We start from the raw sequence: 20,771 nt of genomic DNA, 5'->3' as shown, positions 1-20,771 counted from the left end.
CCGAGAAACCATTGAATTACAAAAAGAACCGCAAGCCCTCTTCACAGAGGCTTGCGGTTCTTTGGTGTTCCTATAATCATGTGCCGCAGATGATGCTTAGATTAAGCTTCTACCGGATACATTTTATTGCGCAGTTCTTTAATTTCATCACTTTCCAGATATTCGTCATAGCTCATTTGGCGATCGATGATGCCTGTTGGCGTAATTTCGATAATCCGGTTAGCAATCGTTTGGATGAACTGATGGTCATGGGATGTAAACAGCATTGTGCCGTCAAAGTCAATCATACCGTTATTCAGTGCTGTGATGGATTCAAGATCCAAGTGGTTCGTTGGCTCATCCAGAATCAGTGCGTTTGCACCTGTCTGCATCATTTTCGCCAGCATACAACGAACCTTCTCCCCCCCGGAGAGTACGCTAGCCTTCTTCTGGGACTCCTCACCGGAGAACAGCATACGGCCCAAGAATCCACGCAGATACGTTTCATCCTGATCTTTCGAATACTGACGGAGCCAATCCACGAGAGTGATGTCTACACCGTCAAAATACTGAGAGTTGTCTTTCGGGAAATAAGCCTGAGTCGTAGTTATACCCCAAGTATATTCGCCGCTATCTGCTTCGGTTTCACCCATGAGAATATCAAATAACAGTGATTTGGCATTTCCGTTCGGGCCAACAAATGCAATTTTGTCACCTTTGTTCACCACAAAGCTCACATCATTCAACATTTTCACACCATCGATGGATTTGTCAATACGATCTACCGTCAGCAATTGTTTACCTGCTTCACGTTCAGGCTTGAAGTTGATAAACGGGTATTTACGGTTGGATGGACGAAGGTCATCCAATGTGATTTTGTCGAGTGTTTTCTTCCGGGAAGTCGCCTGTTTGGACTTCGAAGCGTTCGCAGAGAAACGTTGAATAAAGGCTTGCAGCTCTTTAATCTTCTCTTCTTTTTTCTTGTTGGCATCCCGCTGCAGAGCAAGTGCCAATTGGCTGGACTCATACCAGAAGTCATAGTTACCTACGTACATCTGGATTTTACCGAAGTCAATATCTGCGATATGCGTACATACCTTGTTCAGGAAGTGACGGTCATGGGATACCACAATAACGGTACCTTCATAATCCATCAGGAAGTTCTCCAGCCATTGAATGGATTCGAGATCCAAGTGGTTGGTAGGCTCATCGAGCAACAGGTTGTTTGGACGGCCAAACAACGCTTGTGCCAGCAATACACGGACTTTTTCGTTTCCGCTCAGCTCTATCATTTTTTTGTCATGCATGTCACGAACAATGCCAAGACCGATCAGGAGCGCCGCTGCATCTGGTTCAGCATCCCAGCCGTTTTGCTCAGCGAATTCCCCTTCAAGCTCACCTGCACGCAAACCGTCTTCTTCTGTGAAGTCTGCCTTCGCATACAAAGCATCCTTCTCTTTCATGATGGAATACAGACGACTATGACCCATAATTACCGTTTCGAGAACCGGATACTCATCATATTCAAAGTGGTTTTGCTTCAAAACGGCCATACGTTCGCCCGGGGTGATGTGCACCTCTCCCGAGTTGGCTTCAATCTCACCAGACAAAATTTTCAAGAATGTTGATTTGCCGGCTCCGTTGGCGCCGATCAGGCCGTAACAGTTCCCTGGCGTGAATTTGATATTTACATCTTCAAAAAGTGCACGTTTTCCGTAGCGGAGCGTGATGCCGCTTGTACTGATCATTAAGCATACCATCCTTTATTGGTTAATCTGCATACTGCATGAATAGCAAGTTGCGTAAATCATGGATTCAATATCCCGATGCCTATTCTGGCACCATATTATAACACAAAAAAGCGGCAAATTCGAAAATTGGCCGCTTTTTACTTATTAAAGATTCGGTAAATGTACTGTTCATGCAGGCATATCCCTACATTAACATATTTGGCTCACTTTTGTTAGCCCTGTTTACCTTCCTCGTGGTGAATGCGGAGTGTTTCGCCATGACCAAGCACCCGAATCCGCTCTTTACCAATGCCTAAACGTTCACGTTCAACTTCCAGCCGATCCAGCGCTTCCTTGGGCGTATCATCCGCCAGCTTGAATGTGCCGTAATGCATTGGCACCATGAGCTGTGAGCCGGATTCAACGAACCCCTGCAGCGCTTCTTCGGGTGTCACATGCTGAGAAGTCATGAACCATTCCGGATCGTAGGCACCGATGGGCATCAGGGTAACCCCAATGTCAAAGCGTTCTCCAATCGTTTTGAAACCCTGGAAGTAACCTGTATCACCCACAAAATACAACACAGGCGGACCGCCTGATGGTTTGGATGTTTCGTTCTTCCCTGATTCCTTGGATGATTCATCCTGATTGCCCGTTGTTGCAGCACTTTCCGCTGCTGAAGTCGTTGCCGAATGATTCGATTCCAATACATAACCGCCCCAATGGGACGTATTGGTGTCAAACAACGTTCGGCGCGTCCAGTGCTGTGCAGGAACAAAAGTTATTTTGACTCCGCCAAGTGTCATATGATCCCACCATTTCATCTCCTGGCATCGATGAAATCCTTTGCGAATCATCTTGCGCTTCAGACCATCGGGTACGATGAGCAACGTCTTGGCTGTAATCAGCTTACGCAAGGAAGCCAGATGCAGATGATCATAGTGGGAATGGGATATCAGAATCACATCCAACGGTGGAATATCCTGAATCGGAATGCCGGGGGCACCGAGCCTTCGTTGAAATCCCATTTTTTCGGCCCACACCGGGTCAGTCACGATGTTCAATCCATAATATTGAATGAAAAACGTGGAGTGTCCAATCCAGGTAATACTTGTGTCATCCCGGTTGGCATGCAGATAATCCAGTTCAGGCGGGTGTTTGGGCACGGTGTAGGAGTAGTCCTTCACTTTGCTCCGCCGTTGCTCCCTCCATTGTTTGAATTCCTTCAGCGTTTTGTCCGTACTTACATTATCGATATTGTTATAACGGATTTTCGGCATGAAAGGGCCCTCCTCCCTTCCTCATTTCTTAACAAGAGATTACCCCAAACGGGAATGGACGTACCAACCAATCAATCCTTTGGGTTCTTATATACGGCCAGATATACAAACAGAAAGACAATAGCAGCCGCAATGATCAGTGGAGGGGCGTACATAATGGTGAATGTCTCAAAAAAGCTTAATCCGGTTATACCGGGTATCCCCGTGACTCCCTCAGTAGTGACCATGAACAGACTCATCCTTTCTTTTTACCAGAATTACCGCGCACATAATTGGCATCAAACAGGAACAGCTTCATAATCAGCACAAGCGAAGGAATGAGCACGAGTAACCCCAGACTAAACGCTGTAATGAGCGCAATCCCCATCGTGCGATTCGTAAAGCCGTCGTAAATATTGATGTAAGGATACAGAATGTACGGAAGGTGGGATCGCCCGTAACCATACCAGGCAAAGGCAAACTGAAGCATGACAGCAACAAAACACCAACCTAGATATTTACTTCTCCACACCAGCGACACAGCAATGACAAAACAAATAAACGAAGCGATGAACATCCATGAAATATTTACCATCTGCTCAAAGTGTTCGGGATTCTGTTTGTTAATCTGCAGAAAAGCCAGAAAGCTTGCAAAAATGGTAGGCAAACTCCAGAGCAGCGCGTACTCTCTAAGCACCTCATATGCTGGCTCATCCCCCGCCCGTTTTGCATAATAAGATAGAAACATCGCCGAGATGTACAGCACACTAACCAGTGCAAGCAAAACAACCGACCATGTATAGGGATTCGTCAAAAATTCACGCCAGCGAAAAAACACCTGATCGCCCACCTCTTCAATGATCCCGCCTTCGGATATTGCCAAAATGGTAGAGAACACGGCCGGAATCAGCAATCCCGTCGCCCCGTACAATGCCATATAGATCCGGCTGTTCTGCCCATGATTGCCATAGGTATTGTAGGCGTAATACACGCCCCGGATCGCAAGCAGTACAATGGCCAGGGAACCCGGAACCAGCAAAGCCGTCCCGTAATAAAAGGCGCTGTCCGGATAAAACCCGACCAGTCCGACCACAAAAAAGATCAAAAACACATTCGTCACTTCCCACACGGGAGACAGGTAGCGCTGAATGATGTTATGAATTTTGTTCTCATGCCCGGTCAAAATGCTATAAAAGCTGAAGAACCCGGCGCCAAAATCAATCGACGCAACGATCAAGTAACCGAACAAAAACGTCCACAATATTGCGATGCCTGCAATTTCGAAACTCAATGCACGATCCCTCCTTCAAGCCCCAGAGACTCTAGTTCCTTCTCTGCTTCCTTGTTGCGGAACAGCTTGCTGAGTACCCGAATGCACGAGAAACACAGGATCAGATACAGCAAGATGAACAACACTAACATCCATCCTACCGAAGTTGACGTCGTGGCCGCTTCCGCCACCTTCATATATCCGCGTAAGATCCAAGGCTGCCTGCCCACTTCAGCGAACATCCACCCCAACTCGATCGCAATCATGGCCAGAGGCCCCAGCAAGACGATGCCAAGCAACAGCCATTTGGGGTATGGCTTACGCCCTGGCAACCAGCGCCGCAATACATATAACACAGGAATCATCAGGATGATTACTCCCGTTGTGACCTTCAGGTCGAACATATAATGAATGGACAGTGGTGGCCTCAGATCCGCCGGAAATTCTTCGAGACCTTTCACTTCCGTATCGGGACGATTCCCCGCCAAAATGCTAAGTGCATAGGGAATCTCAATCGCGTATTTCACTTCATTGTTCTCATCCAAAATCCCCCCATAAACGAGCGGTGCCTCTTTCATCGTCTTGAAATGCCATTCTGCGGCAGCCAACTTCTCCGGCTGATATTTCGCAAGAAATTTACCGGAGGAATCGCCGATCATGACGGTACTAATGGCAAATACGAGCGCAGATACCGTCGTGAGTTTCAGTGCTTTTTTGTAATACACATGATCCCGTCCCCGAAGCAAACTGAAGGCGGCTATCCCCGCCAGGATACCTGCACTCAAGGTGTAGGATGAGGCGAGTACATGGGACACTTTGGTTGGCGTTGCCGGATTCAACATGGCAGCAATCGGATGAATGTCTTTCATGATGCCATTAATCAGGGTAAATCCCTGAGGCTGGTTCATGAAGGAGTTCACCGTTGTAATAAAAATCGCAGATGCAGATGAGCCGAGAGCTACCGGAATCAACAGCAGCATATGCGTATATTTCTTTTTGAAACGATCCCACGTATAGAGGTAAATTCCAAGAAAGATCGCCTCTATAAAAAAGGCAAACGTCTCCATGAACAGCGGCAGGGCGATTGCCTGCCCCGCTACCCGCATAAACATCGGCCACAGCAGACTGAGCTGTAATCCGATCGAGGTGCCTGTAACAACGCCCACGGCAACGGTGATGACAAAACCTCGTGCCCACCGGCGTGCCAGCAAGGTGTAATGCATATCATTGGTTCGGAGTCCTCGCCACTCGGCCAAGGCAATCATAAGTGGAACACCTACACCAATAGAGGCAAAAATAATGTGTACAAACAGGGTAAGGCCGGTTAGTATCCGGCTGAGCAAAACAGGGTCCAGGGATGACATGGTTACACTCCTCTTTCACATAATCGTTATGTACGACAGCAGTTACTCTGCTTGAACGTGTATCTCAATAACTCATGATTCGGATGATGCTCTTCACAACGGCATACAGCACAACCACAGCTGCAACCAGACAGACGATAATGAGTGTTTTCTCTTGTTTACGGAACATATACCTGCCGTCCTCCTTTTGCATGGGATGCAAATTATGGCTCTATAGACAGTTTGCAAAAGAAGTTGTTTTTTTATCCGGGGAAATTGAAAAACAAAAAAAGCCTTTCCCCTTATCACGCTCACGCGCTGAAGGGCAAAGGCTCTATTCGTAGGTCTCGTACATAAACTTGGTTCATAAAAAAAGTGAAATACATTTCTTCATCCAATCTTAAATTCACACCAATACGTCCTGCTTGGGCAGTCTGACCTTGAACGTACTTCCTTTGTCCGGTGCAGATATAAAAGTCAGCGTACCCTTGTGATCCTCTACAATTTTACGGGAAATGTACAACCCAATTCCTGTTCCACCAATCTGCCGATGATCCGAATTATCGACCCGATAGAATTTATTAAACAGCATGTCCTTCTCTTGCTCCGCAATACCTATTCCGTAATCACGCACATCAAGACATAACCATTCCTCTTCTTCCCATAACGTAATATCAATACGATCGGCTCCCGGAGAATACTTAACTGCATTGCCCACCAGATTATGCAGAACCTGAACCATCCTGTTCTGGTCCGCATAAGCAAAGAAGTCTCCATTAAACGTATGCACGTAGATACGTTGGGCAGACTTCATATTCCACTGTTCGGCAACCCCTTCTACCAACTCCACCAGCGGTACATACGTCATGTGATAAGTCATACCTTCGTTGTCGAGGCGCTGAATATCGAGTACATCATCGAGCAAACTGCTCAGCCGCTTGCCCTCCGAAGAGATGGTCTGCATGAATTCCCGCTGTTGAGCTGCCGGAAGGTCATACATCATCATAAGTTCCACATATCCCATAATGGTGGCTACAGGCGTTCGAAGCTCATGAGATACCACACTGATCAGCTCATTTTTCATCCGATCCAGCCGTTCTTCTCCTGTTCGGTCACGGAACACCAGCAGAAACCCATGGTTTTTACCGGGGACATCCATCTGCTTCATGTACAAGGAAAATACACTTTTATCCACATTATTGAATATAAATTCGGTCTCGATAAACGCCGTTTCTCCATTCAGGAATGCTCTCGTCTGTTCCATCAGATTGAAGTTGTCCGTTAATACCATCGTATCAATCGCCTGCGCCAAATCCTCAATGGATCTGCCCATAAAATCACCCAAACCAAACATCTCTTCTATCCTTCGATTGACGATGGTTATGGTACCTGATCGATCAGACATCACGAGCCCTTCTCGTACGGATTCAATAAATTGCTCACTGATATCTCGCTGTTCCTGGATGGCAATCTTCTCATTGAACAACTCCGAGTTCAGCTTCTCCAGCGCAAGGGCATGACGTACACGATCTTCTTCTGCTCTGGTCCGCTCCGTAATATCCTTAATAAACAGGTTATATAATGTCTCATTTTTGCCCAACTGGATCTCAACAATTTTGTACTCAATCGGAAATACGGAACCATCCCGTCGGATACCTGAAATTTCTTCAACGATGGTGTATCTTTTACCTTCAACATATTCAAATCGCTCAAGCAAATTCTTGATCTCCTTGCAGCTGGCCCCTTGAAAAAGAGATGGCGCTTCCTTGTGCAGGATCACTTCTTCCCGACGCAATCCAAACATTCTTTCAGCCTCCGGATTAAACTCAACGATCAGCCCATTGGAGTCCACAGCGATAATCGCATCAATAGAGGATTCAATAATGGCACGTTTGACCTCTTCACTATTCTTGAGTTCCTTGGTACGCTCGATAACCCTGTCCTCCAGCGTTAACTTGTCGTGACGAATCTGTTCGAATTGTTCCAGCAGCACATCGGCCATTTTGCGCAAATTACCAATCAGGATCTGTACTTCGGTTACATGGCTGGTTGGCCACTCCATCTTCCCATTTCGAAACAGCAGTCTCGGAAGAGAGCCTGTCATTCGGGTCAGTCTTAACAGCGGGCTAACAACCTTACTGCTGAGAGGAGCCGCTACGATCATGGAAGCCACGATGATGATGAACAGGGATTGCAGCGTGGTCAGATAAATGGATTCGATTCGGGGGTAATACTCGGACGAGTCAGTCACAATGAATACCCGATAAGGTGTTAACCTTGTCATTTCTGCTTCATAGATAAAAGAGGCTTGTTTCCAATGATTCAATACATCGCTGTAATGGATATTTGCGGAACTTAACAGAATGAGGTTATCCCTCGACTTCAGAAGACGGAATCTGTCCATGTCCAGATACTCGCCCACCTGTAGTGTATTCAAACCAGAAGCGACGACTGTATCATTGCGATTCAGCAGAATCACATTCACACCCAGTAGATGATGATAACGCGCCATATTCTGATCCATATTCTCAGAGGTAACGTACTCTTCATCAAGATCCTGAACAACCGCAGTTGCTGCATATTTCATATCACGTAATATGGCATCATTCATTTGCCCCAATTGTCTGCGGCTATCTGCGGATAACAGTACGAGAGAAACAAATACCACAAAGGCGACTACGTATTTAAACGCAATTCTTGTTAGTGGAATGGTTCCCATGCGTTTTGACTTGTGTTCACCCGTGGTGATCCAAAAATCAACTACAATTCCCGCAATCAGCGCATTCACCATACCAATCACAGCAATATACATATACTCATACTTCAAATCGTCTATATTTAGACCCAACATAAAATGCCCGCCATAGATAACAGGAAGTAACATCACTACCCAAAAGACAGCATTAGCCTTGATTAAGCTACCATTCTTCCAGCGGATCTGCCAACCGAGCATCCAAATTAATTCCATGAAGTGGGCAAGCATGACAGTTAAATTGTGCGGCACAAAGCCGACAAAGACGGTATTCAGGAGATGGATAACTGTAAGGGTGACAAATCCATAGATGGCCCCATGCAAACGAAGAGCAATGAGTGCTGCCGCGCTACCAATCATAAACTGTACACCATAGAATAAATTAAACGGAAAAATAGTGCTTAGTGAGCCCAGAATGATCAGAATGCTGGTCCCAATCCAGGGTATTCTCAGCTTCAACACGACCCAATCTAGCATAAGTCTTGCCTTTATACGATCCATAAGCAATTGCCCTCATGGATCATTTTTTCTTCTGTTTTCAACAACAACGTTGGTTCCCCCTATAAACTTAAGCGGATACAATATTACTTTTTTCCCCTTAACTCGTTCTGATCCATTATACTGTAATTAATACTTGGTGTAGCTTTGGGAAATTCTGATTGATCGGCAACCAAACTGCATTCATGCTAGAATATTGAAGTTCATTCAAAAAGCGTATTCTTTCTCTACATATACATCCTATATTTTGGGATAGAAACATTAAAAAATTTGCGGCATTTATTCGCAATTCACCTTGTTTTTTTAGCATTTTCTTAACATATTATTTTCACCAGGAGTGTGACCCTATGACTATCAAAGTACTTCTTATAGAAGATGAGAAAAATCTAGCCGACATGATTGCTTTCTTTCTTGAGGAGGAAGGATACATCACTGAACGGGTTCATCATGCCCGCGAGGCACTTCAACTGTTTCCACAATTCCAGCCGGATATTGTTGTAACGGATCTCATGCTTCCTGAAATGGATGGAAATGATCTCGTAGAAGCCTTTCGCCAGCACTCCACTGTGCCCATTCTGATGATCTCGGCAAGCACCATGCTGAATGATCGACTTCGTGCATTGCATAATGGTGCGGATGACTTTCTGTGCAAACCATTTAGTTTGAAAGAGTTGGATGCCCGGATTAAAGCACTGCTGCGAAGATCAATCATTTCCTATCAGGATAAACCGGTAAAAGAAGACAAGCAGGCAGAGGTTACTGGACATGTGAATGTGAATGAGTACAGAAGAACCCTGTTTGTGGATGGCGTTGAAATCGAGGTCACTCATATTGAGTTTGAGATTATGAAGGAATTGTACCGCAATCCGGGTAAAGTGTTCACCCGCAATGAACTGATGGATCGGATCAAAGGCTCCGAACGCGCCTATCTGGATCGTACCATTGATGTTCATATCTCAAGTCTACGTAAAAAAATTGAGCCTGACCCCAAGAACCCACGTTATATTAAAACGGTTTGGGGAACAGGCTATAAATATGTGATCTAATACGATCGTAACGATTAAAAAGTTAAACATCTTTGGCCATATCTCTCTTTTATCTCATGGATAAGATGGGTGGTATGGCTATTTTTGAGTTATGGATAGACGAAGAATGAAACCAATTTTCCATATCCTTGATTAGTTGATTCGGGTCTTGCTCGTTCCAGAGAATCATCTTCATCTCACCCGTACCTGTAATTTCTTGCAGGTGACGCTTCCGAATAAGGGATTGGAAATCCGTAATGACTAGTAACGGAAGTTGTGGCATAAAAGCCCGAATGGCATTTGCTGCTGACACCGCTTCTTCGGCAACCTGATAATCAACAATACAATAACGGGCATTTTCCCAACTTCCCCGATGTGTTTCTATCGCAGAACCAGATGTTGAGTCCTCAATCCAGTTCGTGAACAATTGAATAATATTCTCATATGCAATACGACGTTTTCCATCCGAGAGCACGGTAATGGGTTCCATAGGTATACCTCCAGTTGATTCTTATCTTTATTGTGCCAATTTTCGTTTAAAAATGTTTGTGCGTGAACATGAAAGAAGTGTTAACAAATTTCGCACTTCTTCACATTAAGTGTTAGACACGTCCACTTCACTTCTGGATGATTTCGCAGATTCCACACATTGATGTAAAATAGAGAAATACCCGTGTGATTTAATTTACGGGAAGTTAAAGATGAATCTGGTACTATAGGAGGTTACATTGATGAATATTGTTTCCATTGAACCAACACCGAGTCCAAATACGATGATGTTACATCTCGATGAACGTCTGGAGGACGGAATTCGCAAAACATATACACTGGACAACGAACGATCTGCTCCGGCGTTCATTCGCCAGATGCTTCATATTCCCGGTGTAAAGAGTGTGTTCCACACAACAGACTTTGTCGCACTTGATCGTAAAGGGAATGCCGACTGGTCCGTTATCTTGGGCGAAGTCCAAAATCGCCTTGGACAGCACGGCATCGATCTGGACTGGATTGAATCCGAAGATGGTTCAGGCGAGCACTTCGGAGAAGCACAGGTATTTGTACAATTCTTCCGAGGTGTACCGATGCAAATTAGGGTCAAGGCCGGGGTCAAGGAAGAACGAATCTCGTTGTCAGACCGTTTTGTCAAAGCCGTGACAGAAGTCGCCAGTGCAACAATGATCAAAGAACGTAAACTGAGTGATTACGGTGTTCGATATGGTGAGTTACCGGACATCGCACGTGAAGTCGAGCAGGAACTGGAAGCCGCTTACCCGCCGGAACGATTGGAGCAGGTCATCCAACAGGCCATTGAACATGGTACCAAATCCGAAGAGTTCGTCGAGCGCCGCCGTGAATTGGATGGAGCCGAACTTGAAGAGGCTCTGCGAAACGAAGACTGGAATGTTCGCTATGCGGCATTTGACAGCATGGAGCCTACGGCAGAAAGACTGCCTCTCGTAGCCCATGCCTTGCATGACAACAAAATGCAGATACGTCGCTTGGCTGTCGTATACCTGGGTGACATTCGTACATCGGAAGCGATGGAACTGCTGTATGAAGCACTTCAGGACAGTTCTCCTGCGGTACGCCGGACTGCCGGGGATACCTTGTCGGATATCGGTGATCCTGCCGCCACTCCAGCCATGACAGCTACGTTATCCGATAAAAGTAAACTTGTACGCTGGCGTGCAGCACGTTTTCTCTATGAGGTCGGAACTGAAGAAGCAGAGCAAGCGTTGCGCGTTGCAGCTGAAGATCCTGAATTTGAAGTCAGCCTGCAGGCCAAGATGGCTCTGGAGCGGATCGAATCAGGCGAACAGGCTGCTGGAACGGTATGGCAGCAGATGGCTGGCCGTAATAAAAAAGAGGAATAGTCGTCTCTCAGACCTCACATCCAACAATTGTTATTGCACTGGAAAACCATGCGCGTTATACTGATTGTCTGTTTACTAAACAGGACACACGGTGTTAAGTTGTTGTTCATAATTTCATAGACAATAGATACACCTCATCCATTGATGGTGAGGTAGAGGTCGCGGGTGCGATCAGTACGCTGATGGAGGCGCTAAGGAGCCGCTTATGAGATCAGCCGAAAGGTGTACCCGCCGAAGCTCGCTGGACGTTCCTTATACGGTCCGGTGAGCTGGGGCTGCTGTCGAAAGGCGCAGAACTGTCACGGAAGTACATTTCCTTTATATAAAGGTATGAATTCTTCTGTGTTGAGCTATCTTAATCATCTGGGACATGGTGCGGACATTGAAATATTAAAGACCGCAGGCTGATGCCTGTGGTCTTTTTGTTTTTATGAATTCAAGTATCGCAAACATCAGTATATCGAATGAAGGAGTGTTTCCATGCAAGACCGCAGTAACCCAACAACAACTGGACCTTCCCTGAAAAAAGGATTACGCGCACGCCATATGACGATGATCGCCCTCGGTGGCTCAATTGGTACCGGGCTGTTTCTCGCAAGTGGTACCGCCATCTCAACCGCAGGCCCTGGTGGAGCATTAATTGCCTATGTGGCCGTTGGCATCATGGTTTATTTCCTAATGACCAGCCTTGGTGAGCTTGCTACCTTTATGCCGGACTCCGGTTCATTTAATACGTATGCCGCACGTTTTGTCGATCCTGCTCTCGGGTTCGCCATGGGCTGGAACTTTTGGTACAACTGGGCGGTAACCATTGCAGCAGAGCTTGCTGCCGCTACTGTACTCATTAAATACTGGTTCCCCGACAGTTCATCCATGTTATGGAGCTTATTGTTCCTCGTGCTGATCTTTTCCTTGAACGTGTTGTCTGTTAAAGGCTATGGAGAGTCCGAGTACTGGTTCGCCATTATCAAAGTCGCTACTGTGATCATCTTCCTGGCCGTTGGTGTGCTCATGATCTTTGGTATTATGGGCGGAGAAGCCGTTGGTTTCAGCAACTTCACCATCGGTGATGCTCCCATCCATGGCGGATTCTTCGCTGTGCTTGGTGTGTTCATGGCTGCTGGATTCTCATTTCAAGGTACCGAGCTTATCGGAGTAGCTGCCGGTGAAAGTGAAAACCCGCGCGAAAATGTACCTCGTGCAATTCGTCAGGTATTTTGGCGCATTCTGATTTTTTACATTTTGGCGATTACCGTGATCAGTTTGATCATCCCGTATACTCATCCGAATCTGCTCAAAGGTGACCTGGAAAATATCGGTGTCAGCCCGTTCACACTGGTGTTTGAGAAAGCTGGCCTCGCCATTGCGGCTTCCGTGATGAATGCCGTTATTTTAACCTCTGTACTCTCTGCCGGTAACTCAGGCATGTACGCTTCGAGCCGTGTTCTCTATGCCCTTGCCCGTGACGGTAAAGCCCCTCGTTTCCTCGGCAAGCTGAATAAAAAAGGCATTCCAATGAATGCACTTTTACTTACAACAGCCGTTGGTATGTTGGCGTTCCTTGCCTCCCTGTTCGGTGATGGGATTGTGTACACCTGGTTGTTGAATGCATCCGGTATGTGTGGTTTTATCACTTGGCTGGGTATCGCTATCAGTCATTATCGCTTCCGTCGTGCATACGTTGCACAAGGCAGGGATCTGAGCGATCTGCCATACCGTGCACGCTGGTTCCCGTTTGGTCCGATCTTTGCCTTTGTCCTGTGTATCATCGTGATCATCGGACAGAACTATCAGGCATTCACAGGTGATCAGATCGACTGGAGTGGAGCCATCGTTGCCTACTTGAGCGTCCCCCTGTTCCTGGTGTTGTGGCTCGGTTACAAATGGATCAAAAAGACCAAAGTGGTGCCGCTGCAGGAATGTGATTTCACACCTACCGATTCACCAACTGGTAAGCACTAACAAAGCAATATTTACACTTGCCACTTCGATGACAGAATAACCTTCCGATCGCTGTTATCCCCAGATTTTTTGATTCACTTTTACAAAGGTGAAAATCTGGTGATAAAGGCGAACGCTTCGCTTCTTCACGTTATTTCTGTCCTCTACGTTCTCATGTAAATGGTTAGTTCAGCTTATACAGCTGATACGATTTAACTTCATATTAAAAAAACCTCCCCGTGGCGTTGCAGTTTTCCTACTGTGGCGAAACGGGGAGGTTTTGTTTTGGATCAGCTTCCCCCTCTGAACATTTCTGTACGTCCTTTCGTCCTTGTCCATATTTTGTATAGATCCGTAAGTAGAATAGAGAAAGGTATACTATTTTTCTTGGACAACGGGAGTTGATGTATAATGAAAAAATTCTCTATTCTGCTCGTTCTATTGGGCATCCTGATCATCAGCTTTCCTTTCCTGCGGGAAACGTATTATGACTGGCAGCAAACCCGTGTCATGAACGATCTGGAGCAATTACAAAACGGTTTGTCTAAGCTTAATCACTCCTTCGAACAAGGCATACAGGATGCAGCTTCCGCCGAGCCGACTACTGACAATACAGCTACAGTGCAAGAGCTCTCTTCGGATACGTTAGGGGTGCTATCGATTGACAAAATTGATGTCCGCTTACCGATTCTGGAGGGTGCAACGGAAGCCAATATGAAGGTAGCTGCAACCCATCTTGTCGAAACCACCCGTATCGGGAACAAAGGTAATGCTGCCATAGCCGCCCATCGCGCCCACAAAAAAGGACGGCTGTTCAATCGTCTGGGAGAACTACAGATTGGTGATTCTATGGAAGTCACCCTGGCAGATCGAACGATTATCCAATACAAGGTAGATCAGATATCCGTTGTGGAGCCAACTGACTTATCTGTGCTGGAGGATCCCGGGCTTGGACAGGTCCTTACCTTGATTACCTGTGATCCACTCGTCAATCCAACACATCGCCTAATTGTAAGAGCTAGTGCAGTGAAACCAAATGTTACGGGGACCTGATTCTCCCTAAATATCACCAAAAAATACCCTCTAGCATATTCACACGTCGACGCTAAGTCTTCGTAGTGATTGCTAAAGGGTATTTCTATCTTACACGATGAATTTTAGATACTGCGTGTTTCGATCTAGCGATGAAGCTGTTGTCTGCGGCGGAAGTACATGAATCCCGCGCTACCTAGCGCCATCAGCATCATGCCCACAGCAGTGTAAGCCATTGTGCTCTCTTCACCTGTTTGTGGCAGCATTCCCTGAGATCCAGAATTTCCGTTTGGCTGTGGTGCAGAATTTCCATTGCCCTGTGACCCATCTGTATCCGTTCCAGCAGGAGGTGCAAGTGCACCATCCCCATCAGGTGCATCTGTATCCCCAACTGGAGGTGCAGTATCGTCACCGTTGGAATCGCCTGGTGTCGGTGTCACTACCCCGGAATCTTCATCTGTCGGACTTTCGGTTCCTCCCCCAGACTCTGTAGGTTCAGTTACAACCGTGCCTGGAACCGACGGATTTGGCTTTCCTGGTTCCGGAGTTACTGGTTTCTCTGGATCTGGTGTTACACCCGTAGTAGGTGTTCCCGGATTATAAGGTCCACTAGACCCACCACCCGATACCGGGATAGCCTGATTCGTTTTTTCCACAACTACAGCTTCGGTTTGTATGTTCGTAATTTCAAATGGTACTGGTGTTGTTTCCAACATGTATCCGTTAGGCGCTTTTATTTCAACCAACTGATATTTATTGATATCCAAACCTTCAAGTACAATTTCACCTTGTTGATTAGTTGTCAATGTAGCTTCATCTAGACCTGTTACCTTGTGGAACTCCCAATTCCCATTTGCATCCATCAATGCAGTTTGAGCCCGTAATTCAAATACAGCTCCTTGAAGGTGCTGAGTTCGACCCGCATTGGTTTTAATCAATTTCACAAAACGATCATTTTTTTTATTTTCAATGGTTATTTGAGTTTCCGGTTTGATAATAGATACAAGGGTCTCCGGCTGTTCAATAACAAAGCCTTCTGCCTTGGTCTCTACCAATGTATATGAACCATAATCCAAACCATCGAATTCAATGACCCCATTTAGGTCGGTTACTTTTGTATCGATGACAATGTTGGAACGATCACGCAATTCGAATTCGATTCCGCTTAATACAGACTTATCCTTGGCATTTACTTTGGTAACGACAAGTTTACCACCTGCACCCATTGCATTAGACTTCGTCAATGTAATACTCTCCGTCTGATTCTCTACAATGGTAAACGGAATTGGTGTAGCATCCAATTGATAAAACTCAGGTGCCACGACTTCTACCAGCTCATAATCCCCTGGCGACAGTCCACCTTTGGCGATCTTCCCATCTTCCCCTGTCGTTAACTCATCGATTTTCTCTCGCGTTGCGCCGTCCTTGGAGTACAATTCGAAAGTTGCACCCTTAAGTGTCTTGGAGGAGTCCACCGCATCTACCTTGGTTAATTCAAACCCTTGGCGAATCTTTTTATTTTCAATTTCAAAAGCAATATCCGCATCCTTAAATTCAATCGTTTGACCTGAGGCAGAGCCATATTCAGGATCAACCAAATATCCTGCCGGTGCAGATAATTCTTTTAACTTATAAGGTACACCGTTGGTTAGATTGTTTAATCGATAGTTTCTGGAGCTTTCAACCACACCATTCTCGTCCGTTGGTTTCAATGTTTCCAGAAGCGTAGTTCCAGACGCATTATAGATTGCAAATATTGCACCCTCCAGCGGAACTCCTGTATCACTGACTTTGTGAATTCTGATTTTGCCCAGACCTGTAGAGGCTCCTCCACCAGCTCCAGCCAAGGAAACTTTGATTCCCGACTGATTACCTTCTCCGATTACCGAGGAAGATTGGCCTGCAAATTCAACCTTATTCTCAATTCGGGCGCCATGATCGGCATTAATATAAGACTGATATTCCAAAATGAATGCAGTATGGATATCTTTCTTGAAGGTGAAGGTAAATGTATTGCCCTCCACGTCCAATTCATAATCAGCCGGATCAACAAGTCCAGCTTTGGTGGATACATTGCCTGAATTGTTGGCAGGTAAATTGGTTGCATATAATTTCAATGAATCAGCCAATAAAATCTGGTTCTCTGACAAGGTATCTGTTAATTGGTTACCCACAGGAATGAAAGATTGACTTGGATTGATATTTACCGTCCATGATGCTTTATCCGTTGTACCTTCTTGCTTCCCTGTTTTGCGCACGTATACACCACCGTTGGCAGGTGTAACACTGGCTGATCTATTAAATCGTATTGCACCACCCTCACCATCCGTCAGAACAGCCTGGTTGGCATATGCGCCTGCGACAGAATATGGTCCATCCAGACTTGTTTGGTACTGAATGCGATAAGCCATTTTGCCCATGTTACCCAGATCCAACGCAAAACCTTTACCGTCCGGGTTCAACTGGAATTGACCAGGTGTGAGCAGAACCTCGCTACCCACAGCAGTAACATTATTGGCTCCCTGCAACTCTAACTCATGAACTTTCAATGAGCCGTCTACGAAAGATTGGTCTCCAGTGTAAGCATCCTTAAGGATTGCATCCTGAATATCAAACAAATTGTAGTTTACATCGATTGTCCAGGTGATCTTTTTATCTTTGGCGCTATATTCACCCTTTTTGTTACCATTTTGAATTGTGTAGTCTTGCGGTTTGACCGCAGCAGTTTTGGTAATCGCAGTCTGTTTTACATCAGATTCTTCCCAATCGATCTTGGCTGAGTTGCGATATTCATCATTCGTTGGCATACCCGCTGTGGGATCAAAGCTTGTCTTATAAGTAATAACATGCTCCGTACTGAGCGTTACGCCGTCCTTCAAGCGAAGTGAGAATCCTTTTTCATACGTTGGATCAGCTGGGTCTGGAGTCAGTTCAAAGTCCTCATTGTTAACACCACTCACTTGAAGACTACCCGGAATCAGTTTCATATATCTGCCTTCGTAATTGTCGGTGATGACGATATCCGTCATGTCCTGCAAATCACGGTTCAAAACAATCTGCCATTCGATTTCTTTTGTGTTGAAGTTTTCACTTTTTACACTCTTTGCAAAAATGACTTCCTGAATGTCTCTTCGGCCTGTTTTGGAAGTACCATCATACATGTTCACTGTGTTCGTAATGGTGTCGTTTGTATACACACGATGAATAGATTGAGTATCATATTCGATCTCATAGGCCTTTGTAATATCGTTCTTAAAATGTAATCTGAAGCCATTATCGAACCCTGTACCCATCGCTTCGAGTGTGTATTCATTCGGATTGATCAGTGTTCTGTTGGAAGCCGCTCCACTTGCATTAATGTCCACTTGATACACTTTGACGGAATTGTTGATCAGTTGCTGTTTTGCCGTATCAAAGCGGTCTTCAATCCATGCATTCGTTTGCATAATTTCTTGCTGATTGTAGTTATATTGCACTTTCCATGTGATCGTCTGGGTCACCGGATCATACGTACTCTCTTGCCCTGATTTGTTCAAAGGCTCATTAAAACTCACACGAACTCGGCCAATATCTGTTTCGTTGTGCTCACTCTGATCCGTTGTAAGCGCAACCTGGTTTTGATACTCCACGTTGGTGAACGGAGCAGTGGTTGGTGCTTTAACACTTGTCGTATAGGTTACACGATAGGCCTTATCTGTATCTCCCAATTGAATTGGAAAATGTGGTTCCGTTTGAACTACTGGGCCTTCTTTTACAGATCCATTCAATTGCACTTCCAATTCGCGAATTTCGATATTGCCCTTGAGCTCCAGCTCTGCTGGGAACGTGTCTGCAAGAACAGCATTTTTCATTGCCTTCTCGCCTTGGTTAAAATCTACAGTCCATTTAATTTCATCCGAGTTGAAGTTGTCTTTGTTTGCGCTTCCCGATTTCTTCAACTTATCTACGGCTGTGTTGGCAAAATGTACATCAATGATGCCCTGCCCTACGGAACTAAAGTCTATCTCCTGTTTCAAGCCATCTTCCATCTTGCTCTCATCGAACTTAATCCACACGTAGAAGTTGCCTTCCAGCTTCGCATGATCGATCAGTTCATTAAAGGTAAAGATGATTGTGCCATCTGGATTCACCACATACTCCCCAACACCGCCATCCAGATTACCCTTAAGCTGCGATCCGATGATGAATTTATCAGGCAAGTTAAAGGTGAACGTAGAGCCATCGCTGTAGTTGTGGTTTTCATCTGCAAGTCCCCATGTAAAGACTACAGCCACCTCATCCTGGATTCGTGGTCGAATATCCTCGATTTTATCTCCTTTGACTTCAATCGTGCCATTCCCGTTGTCTTCTGGTGCCTGATTGTACATCTGCACACTGGTAATCAATTGATCTGTAATTACCGGGCCTGCAGCTGCGATTGCTAAACTGCTCTGGTTGAGGTTTCCCTCCCCCTCTTCTTCCGGAGTGGCAGCAACGTCAACGTTGTTAACCTCTTCCGAACCTGCCAAACCTTCTTCTGATGCTGTATCGCTGATTGCACTGGCTGGCAAATTAGTTAATTCATCCTGAGCATGCATTGTTGGTGTAAATATCCAACCCTGCATCATTTGCGTGACCAGTAACAGAGCAATGATCACTATGCTCACTTTTTTCCTCATTGTTTGCATATCCTCCTCGTACGTAGTGTTGGCATACGCCGAAGATTAGAATAGCAAAGCTACATATACAAAAAATAGACAACACTAAAATCCTCGTTTTTGAACACAAAATTGAACACAAAAAAGGATACTCCTCAAGCGGAGCATCCTGTTCAAACGGTTGTTATAATGTCCAGTTAATTTTGACGCGCAGATCCGTAGTACCTTCCATTTTGGACACATAATAAGATATCGATTTCATGCCAAGTTGGTACAAATCCTGCAAATCTTCAATCAGTCCAGCCTCCGTACCCTTGTACCTGAACGTGAGTGAGGTTCCGCCTTCCTTCAGCTTACTCTGAACTTTGGTCTTCAGCGCAGCATGGCCTTTAACAGCATCCTGTTCATCATACAGGGAATAGTCCAGAGCGTGGTACAGCTTCTGATAAGCGGCTTTTTTGTTATCTCCGGCCTTCACCAGCTTTAATAAAGCTTCTCGATATGGGGCGGGCGCAGCGGGGTACTTGCTTTTGCCTGTCCAGATATGGTCACGTGCCATCTCATCATCACTCAGCAAATAGTAGCTGTGGCTAACCTTACCTTTGCGGTCAGGGGTAGGATCATCCCAGGTAGTGTCCATGTGATACCACTTGCCGTCCAGGTTCACGATATTCCAGGCATGAAGCTGCCCGCCCGCTGTACCTTCCACAATCCGGTTATCGATACCTACTCGCTCCAGCATCCGATATGCCAACAGTGAATATCCCTGACAGACGGTACTGCCTGTAACAAGCCCGTCGTAGGCCGTATATTTCTTCAACGAAGTATCGTAAGAAAGGTTAAGCACAATCCAGTCGTGGATGACCTTGACCTTCTCATGATCCGTCATGCCTGGTTTGATGATTTCTTTCAACACGTTTGTGACTTTACGATTCACATAATCGGTCTGCTCCTTGGTCTCCCGATAGGAGAGAGTCACATGCACCTCGGCCGACACATTGGAGCCTTTATAATTAAATGCATAACTTTTAACGGTATATTGGATATAGGGGTCACTCTTCATTGCCTCATCGATGGAGGTTTGTAATTGTTTTTTGAGGCCCTTCACATTGCCTTTGTATGTAAAAACAAGTTCCTCCGTTCGCTGTGACATTGCGGTAAGCAAGGTCTGGCGCAAATCTGTTGCCGTGGATATATCTGATGTCCCTGATGCAGCATACAATTGATCCAGATCAACCGTACGTGGTAACGCTACAGCAATCAGACAGCCTGCCAGCAGTATGGTGATAATTCGTTTCCCGTTCTTACCCATGAAAGGAACCCACCCTTCTTTGCAAAGTTCTCACGCCCTATTGTATCACAAAAGGCTCTGTCGTCATTCTTCTAGTTTTGTCAAAGCAAATCAAAAGAGACCTTCTATGGAAGGTCCCT

Annotated in this window: 13 protein-coding genes and 1 riboswitch; of the genes, 4 read left to right on the top strand and 9 right to left on the bottom strand. The window is 45.6% G+C overall.

The features are described from left to right. Positions 1 to 101 precede the first annotated feature (101 nt). From CXK86_RS22855 to CXK86_RS22835, 6 genes are all read right to left on the bottom strand, one after another. Positions 102 to 1,727, bottom strand: a complete 1,626-nt coding sequence (locus CXK86_RS22855) for an ABC-F family ATP-binding cassette domain-containing protein (protein ID WP_076253592.1) — start codon at positions 1,725 to 1,727, stop codon at positions 102 to 104. Positions 1,728 to 1,942: 215 nt separating this feature from the next. Then, entirely contained in the window at positions 1,943 to 2,989 is a 1,047-nt protein-coding gene (locus CXK86_RS22850) for an MBL fold metallo-hydrolase (RefSeq protein ID WP_076253591.1), read from the bottom strand. A gap of 71 nt (positions 2,990 to 3,060) precedes the next feature. Next, positions 3,061 to 3,216, bottom strand: coding sequence for a cytochrome bd oxidase small subunit CydS family protein (gene cydS / locus CXK86_RS32270; RefSeq protein WP_155985027.1), 156 nt, complete (start codon positions 3,214 to 3,216; stop codon positions 3,061 to 3,063). An 8-nt stretch (positions 3,217 to 3,224) separates the two neighbouring features. Then, a complete protein-coding gene (locus CXK86_RS22845) occupies positions 3,225 to 4,259 on the bottom strand; it encodes a cytochrome d ubiquinol oxidase subunit II (RefSeq protein ID WP_036606967.1) in 1,035 nt (344 codons plus the stop codon). Continuing rightward, positions 4,256 to 5,602, bottom strand: a complete 1,347-nt coding sequence (locus tag CXK86_RS22840) for a cytochrome ubiquinol oxidase subunit I (RefSeq protein WP_036606964.1) — start codon at positions 5,600 to 5,602, stop codon at positions 4,256 to 4,258. Before CXK86_RS22840 ends, CXK86_RS22845 begins: the two co-directional genes overlap by 4 nt. A gap of 385 nt (positions 5,603 to 5,987) precedes the next feature. Continuing rightward, a complete protein-coding gene (locus CXK86_RS22835; protein ID WP_076253590.1) occupies positions 5,988 to 8,834 on the bottom strand; it encodes an ATP-binding protein in 2,847 nt (948 codons plus the stop codon). Positions 8,835 to 9,178: 344 nt separating this feature from the next. Between CXK86_RS22835 and CXK86_RS22830 the strand changes: the two genes are divergently transcribed. After that, a complete protein-coding gene (locus tag CXK86_RS22830) occupies positions 9,179 to 9,877 on the top strand; it encodes a response regulator transcription factor (RefSeq protein WP_017692253.1) in 699 nt (232 codons plus the stop codon). A 49-nt stretch (positions 9,878 to 9,926) separates the two neighbouring features. Here the strand turns inward: CXK86_RS22830 and CXK86_RS22825 are convergent, their stop codons facing one another. Then, complete coding sequence (locus CXK86_RS22825) at positions 9,927 to 10,346, bottom strand: hypothetical protein (RefSeq protein ID WP_036606962.1); 420 nt, start codon at positions 10,344 to 10,346, stop codon at positions 9,927 to 9,929. A gap of 241 nt (positions 10,347 to 10,587) precedes the next feature. On the opposite strand from CXK86_RS22825, the gene CXK86_RS22820 reads away from it, so the two are divergent. The 3 genes from CXK86_RS22820 to CXK86_RS22810 all read left to right on the top strand — a co-directional run bounded on the left by CXK86_RS22820 (position 10,588) and on the right by CXK86_RS22810 (position 14,724). Further along, positions 10,588 to 11,730: a virulence factor gene (locus CXK86_RS22820; RefSeq protein WP_036606960.1), complete on the top strand. Its 1,143-nt coding sequence runs from the start codon at positions 10,588 to 10,590 to the stop codon at positions 11,728 to 11,730. 145 nt (positions 11,731 to 11,875) lie between these two features. Then, positions 11,876 to 12,091: riboswitch (Lysine riboswitch) on the top strand. 119 nt (positions 12,092 to 12,210) lie between these two features. Then, positions 12,211 to 13,692, top strand: coding sequence for an amino acid permease (locus CXK86_RS22815; protein ID WP_036668017.1), 1,482 nt, complete (start codon positions 12,211 to 12,213; stop codon positions 13,690 to 13,692). A gap of 390 nt (positions 13,693 to 14,082) precedes the next feature. Then, on the top strand, positions 14,083 to 14,724 hold the full coding sequence (locus CXK86_RS22810; protein WP_076253589.1) for a class D sortase: 642 nt from the start codon (positions 14,083 to 14,085) through the stop codon (positions 14,722 to 14,724). A gap of 125 nt (positions 14,725 to 14,849) precedes the next feature. Here the strand turns inward: CXK86_RS22810 and CXK86_RS22805 are convergent, their stop codons facing one another. Continuing rightward, on the bottom strand, positions 14,850 to 19,361 hold the full coding sequence (locus CXK86_RS22805) for a collagen binding domain-containing protein (RefSeq protein ID WP_180361850.1): 4,512 nt from the start codon (positions 19,359 to 19,361) through the stop codon (positions 14,850 to 14,852). A gap of 163 nt (positions 19,362 to 19,524) precedes the next feature. Further along, positions 19,525 to 20,652 (bottom strand): transglutaminase domain-containing protein, encoded by a 1,128-nt coding sequence (locus tag CXK86_RS22800; protein ID WP_076253587.1) that lies wholly within the window; start codon positions 20,650 to 20,652, stop codon positions 19,525 to 19,527. Positions 20,653 to 20,771 lie beyond the last annotated feature (119 nt).

This window comes from Paenibacillus sp. BGI2013 (genome assembly GCF_002843485.1).
Lineage (GTDB): Bacteria > Bacillota > Bacilli > Paenibacillales > Paenibacillaceae > Paenibacillus > Paenibacillus amylolyticus.
The sequence above is the reverse complement of the archived record's forward strand: the minus strand, read 5'-3'. Positions and strand labels throughout refer to the sequence as shown.

Excerpts from the sequence above, each read along its gene's own strand:
- CXK86_RS22855 (WP_076253592.1), bottom strand. The coding sequence starts at position 1,727 with ATGATCAGTACAAGCGGCATCACGCTCCGCTACGGAAAACGTGCACTT.
- CXK86_RS22850 (WP_076253591.1), bottom strand. The coding sequence starts at position 2,989 with ATGCCGAAAATCCGTTATAACAATATCGATAATGTAAGTACGGACAAA.
- cydS (WP_155985027.1), bottom strand. The coding sequence starts at position 3,216 with ATGGTCACTACTGAGGGAGTCACGGGGATACCCGGTATAACCGGATTA.
- CXK86_RS22840 (WP_036606964.1), bottom strand. The coding sequence starts at position 5,602 with ATGTCATCCCTGGACCCTGTTTTGCTCAGCCGGATACTAACCGGCCTT.
- CXK86_RS22835 (WP_076253590.1), bottom strand. The coding sequence starts at position 8,834 with ATGGATCGTATAAAGGCAAGACTTATGCTAGATTGGGTCGTGTTGAAG.
- CXK86_RS22830 (WP_017692253.1), top strand. The coding sequence starts at position 9,179 with ATGACTATCAAAGTACTTCTTATAGAAGATGAGAAAAATCTAGCCGAC.
- CXK86_RS22825 (WP_036606962.1), bottom strand. The coding sequence starts at position 10,346 with ATGGAACCCATTACCGTGCTCTCGGATGGAAAACGTCGTATTGCATAT.
- CXK86_RS22820 (WP_036606960.1), top strand. The coding sequence starts at position 10,588 with ATGAATATTGTTTCCATTGAACCAACACCGAGTCCAAATACGATGATG.
- CXK86_RS22815 (WP_036668017.1), top strand. The coding sequence starts at position 12,211 with ATGCAAGACCGCAGTAACCCAACAACAACTGGACCTTCCCTGAAAAAA.
- CXK86_RS22810 (WP_076253589.1), top strand. The coding sequence starts at position 14,083 with ATGAAAAAATTCTCTATTCTGCTCGTTCTATTGGGCATCCTGATCATC.
- CXK86_RS22805 (WP_180361850.1), bottom strand. The coding sequence starts at position 19,361 with ATGAGGAAAAAAGTGAGCATAGTGATCATTGCTCTGTTACTGGTCACG.
- CXK86_RS22800 (WP_076253587.1), bottom strand. The coding sequence starts at position 20,652 with ATGGGTAAGAACGGGAAACGAATTATCACCATACTGCTGGCAGGCTGT.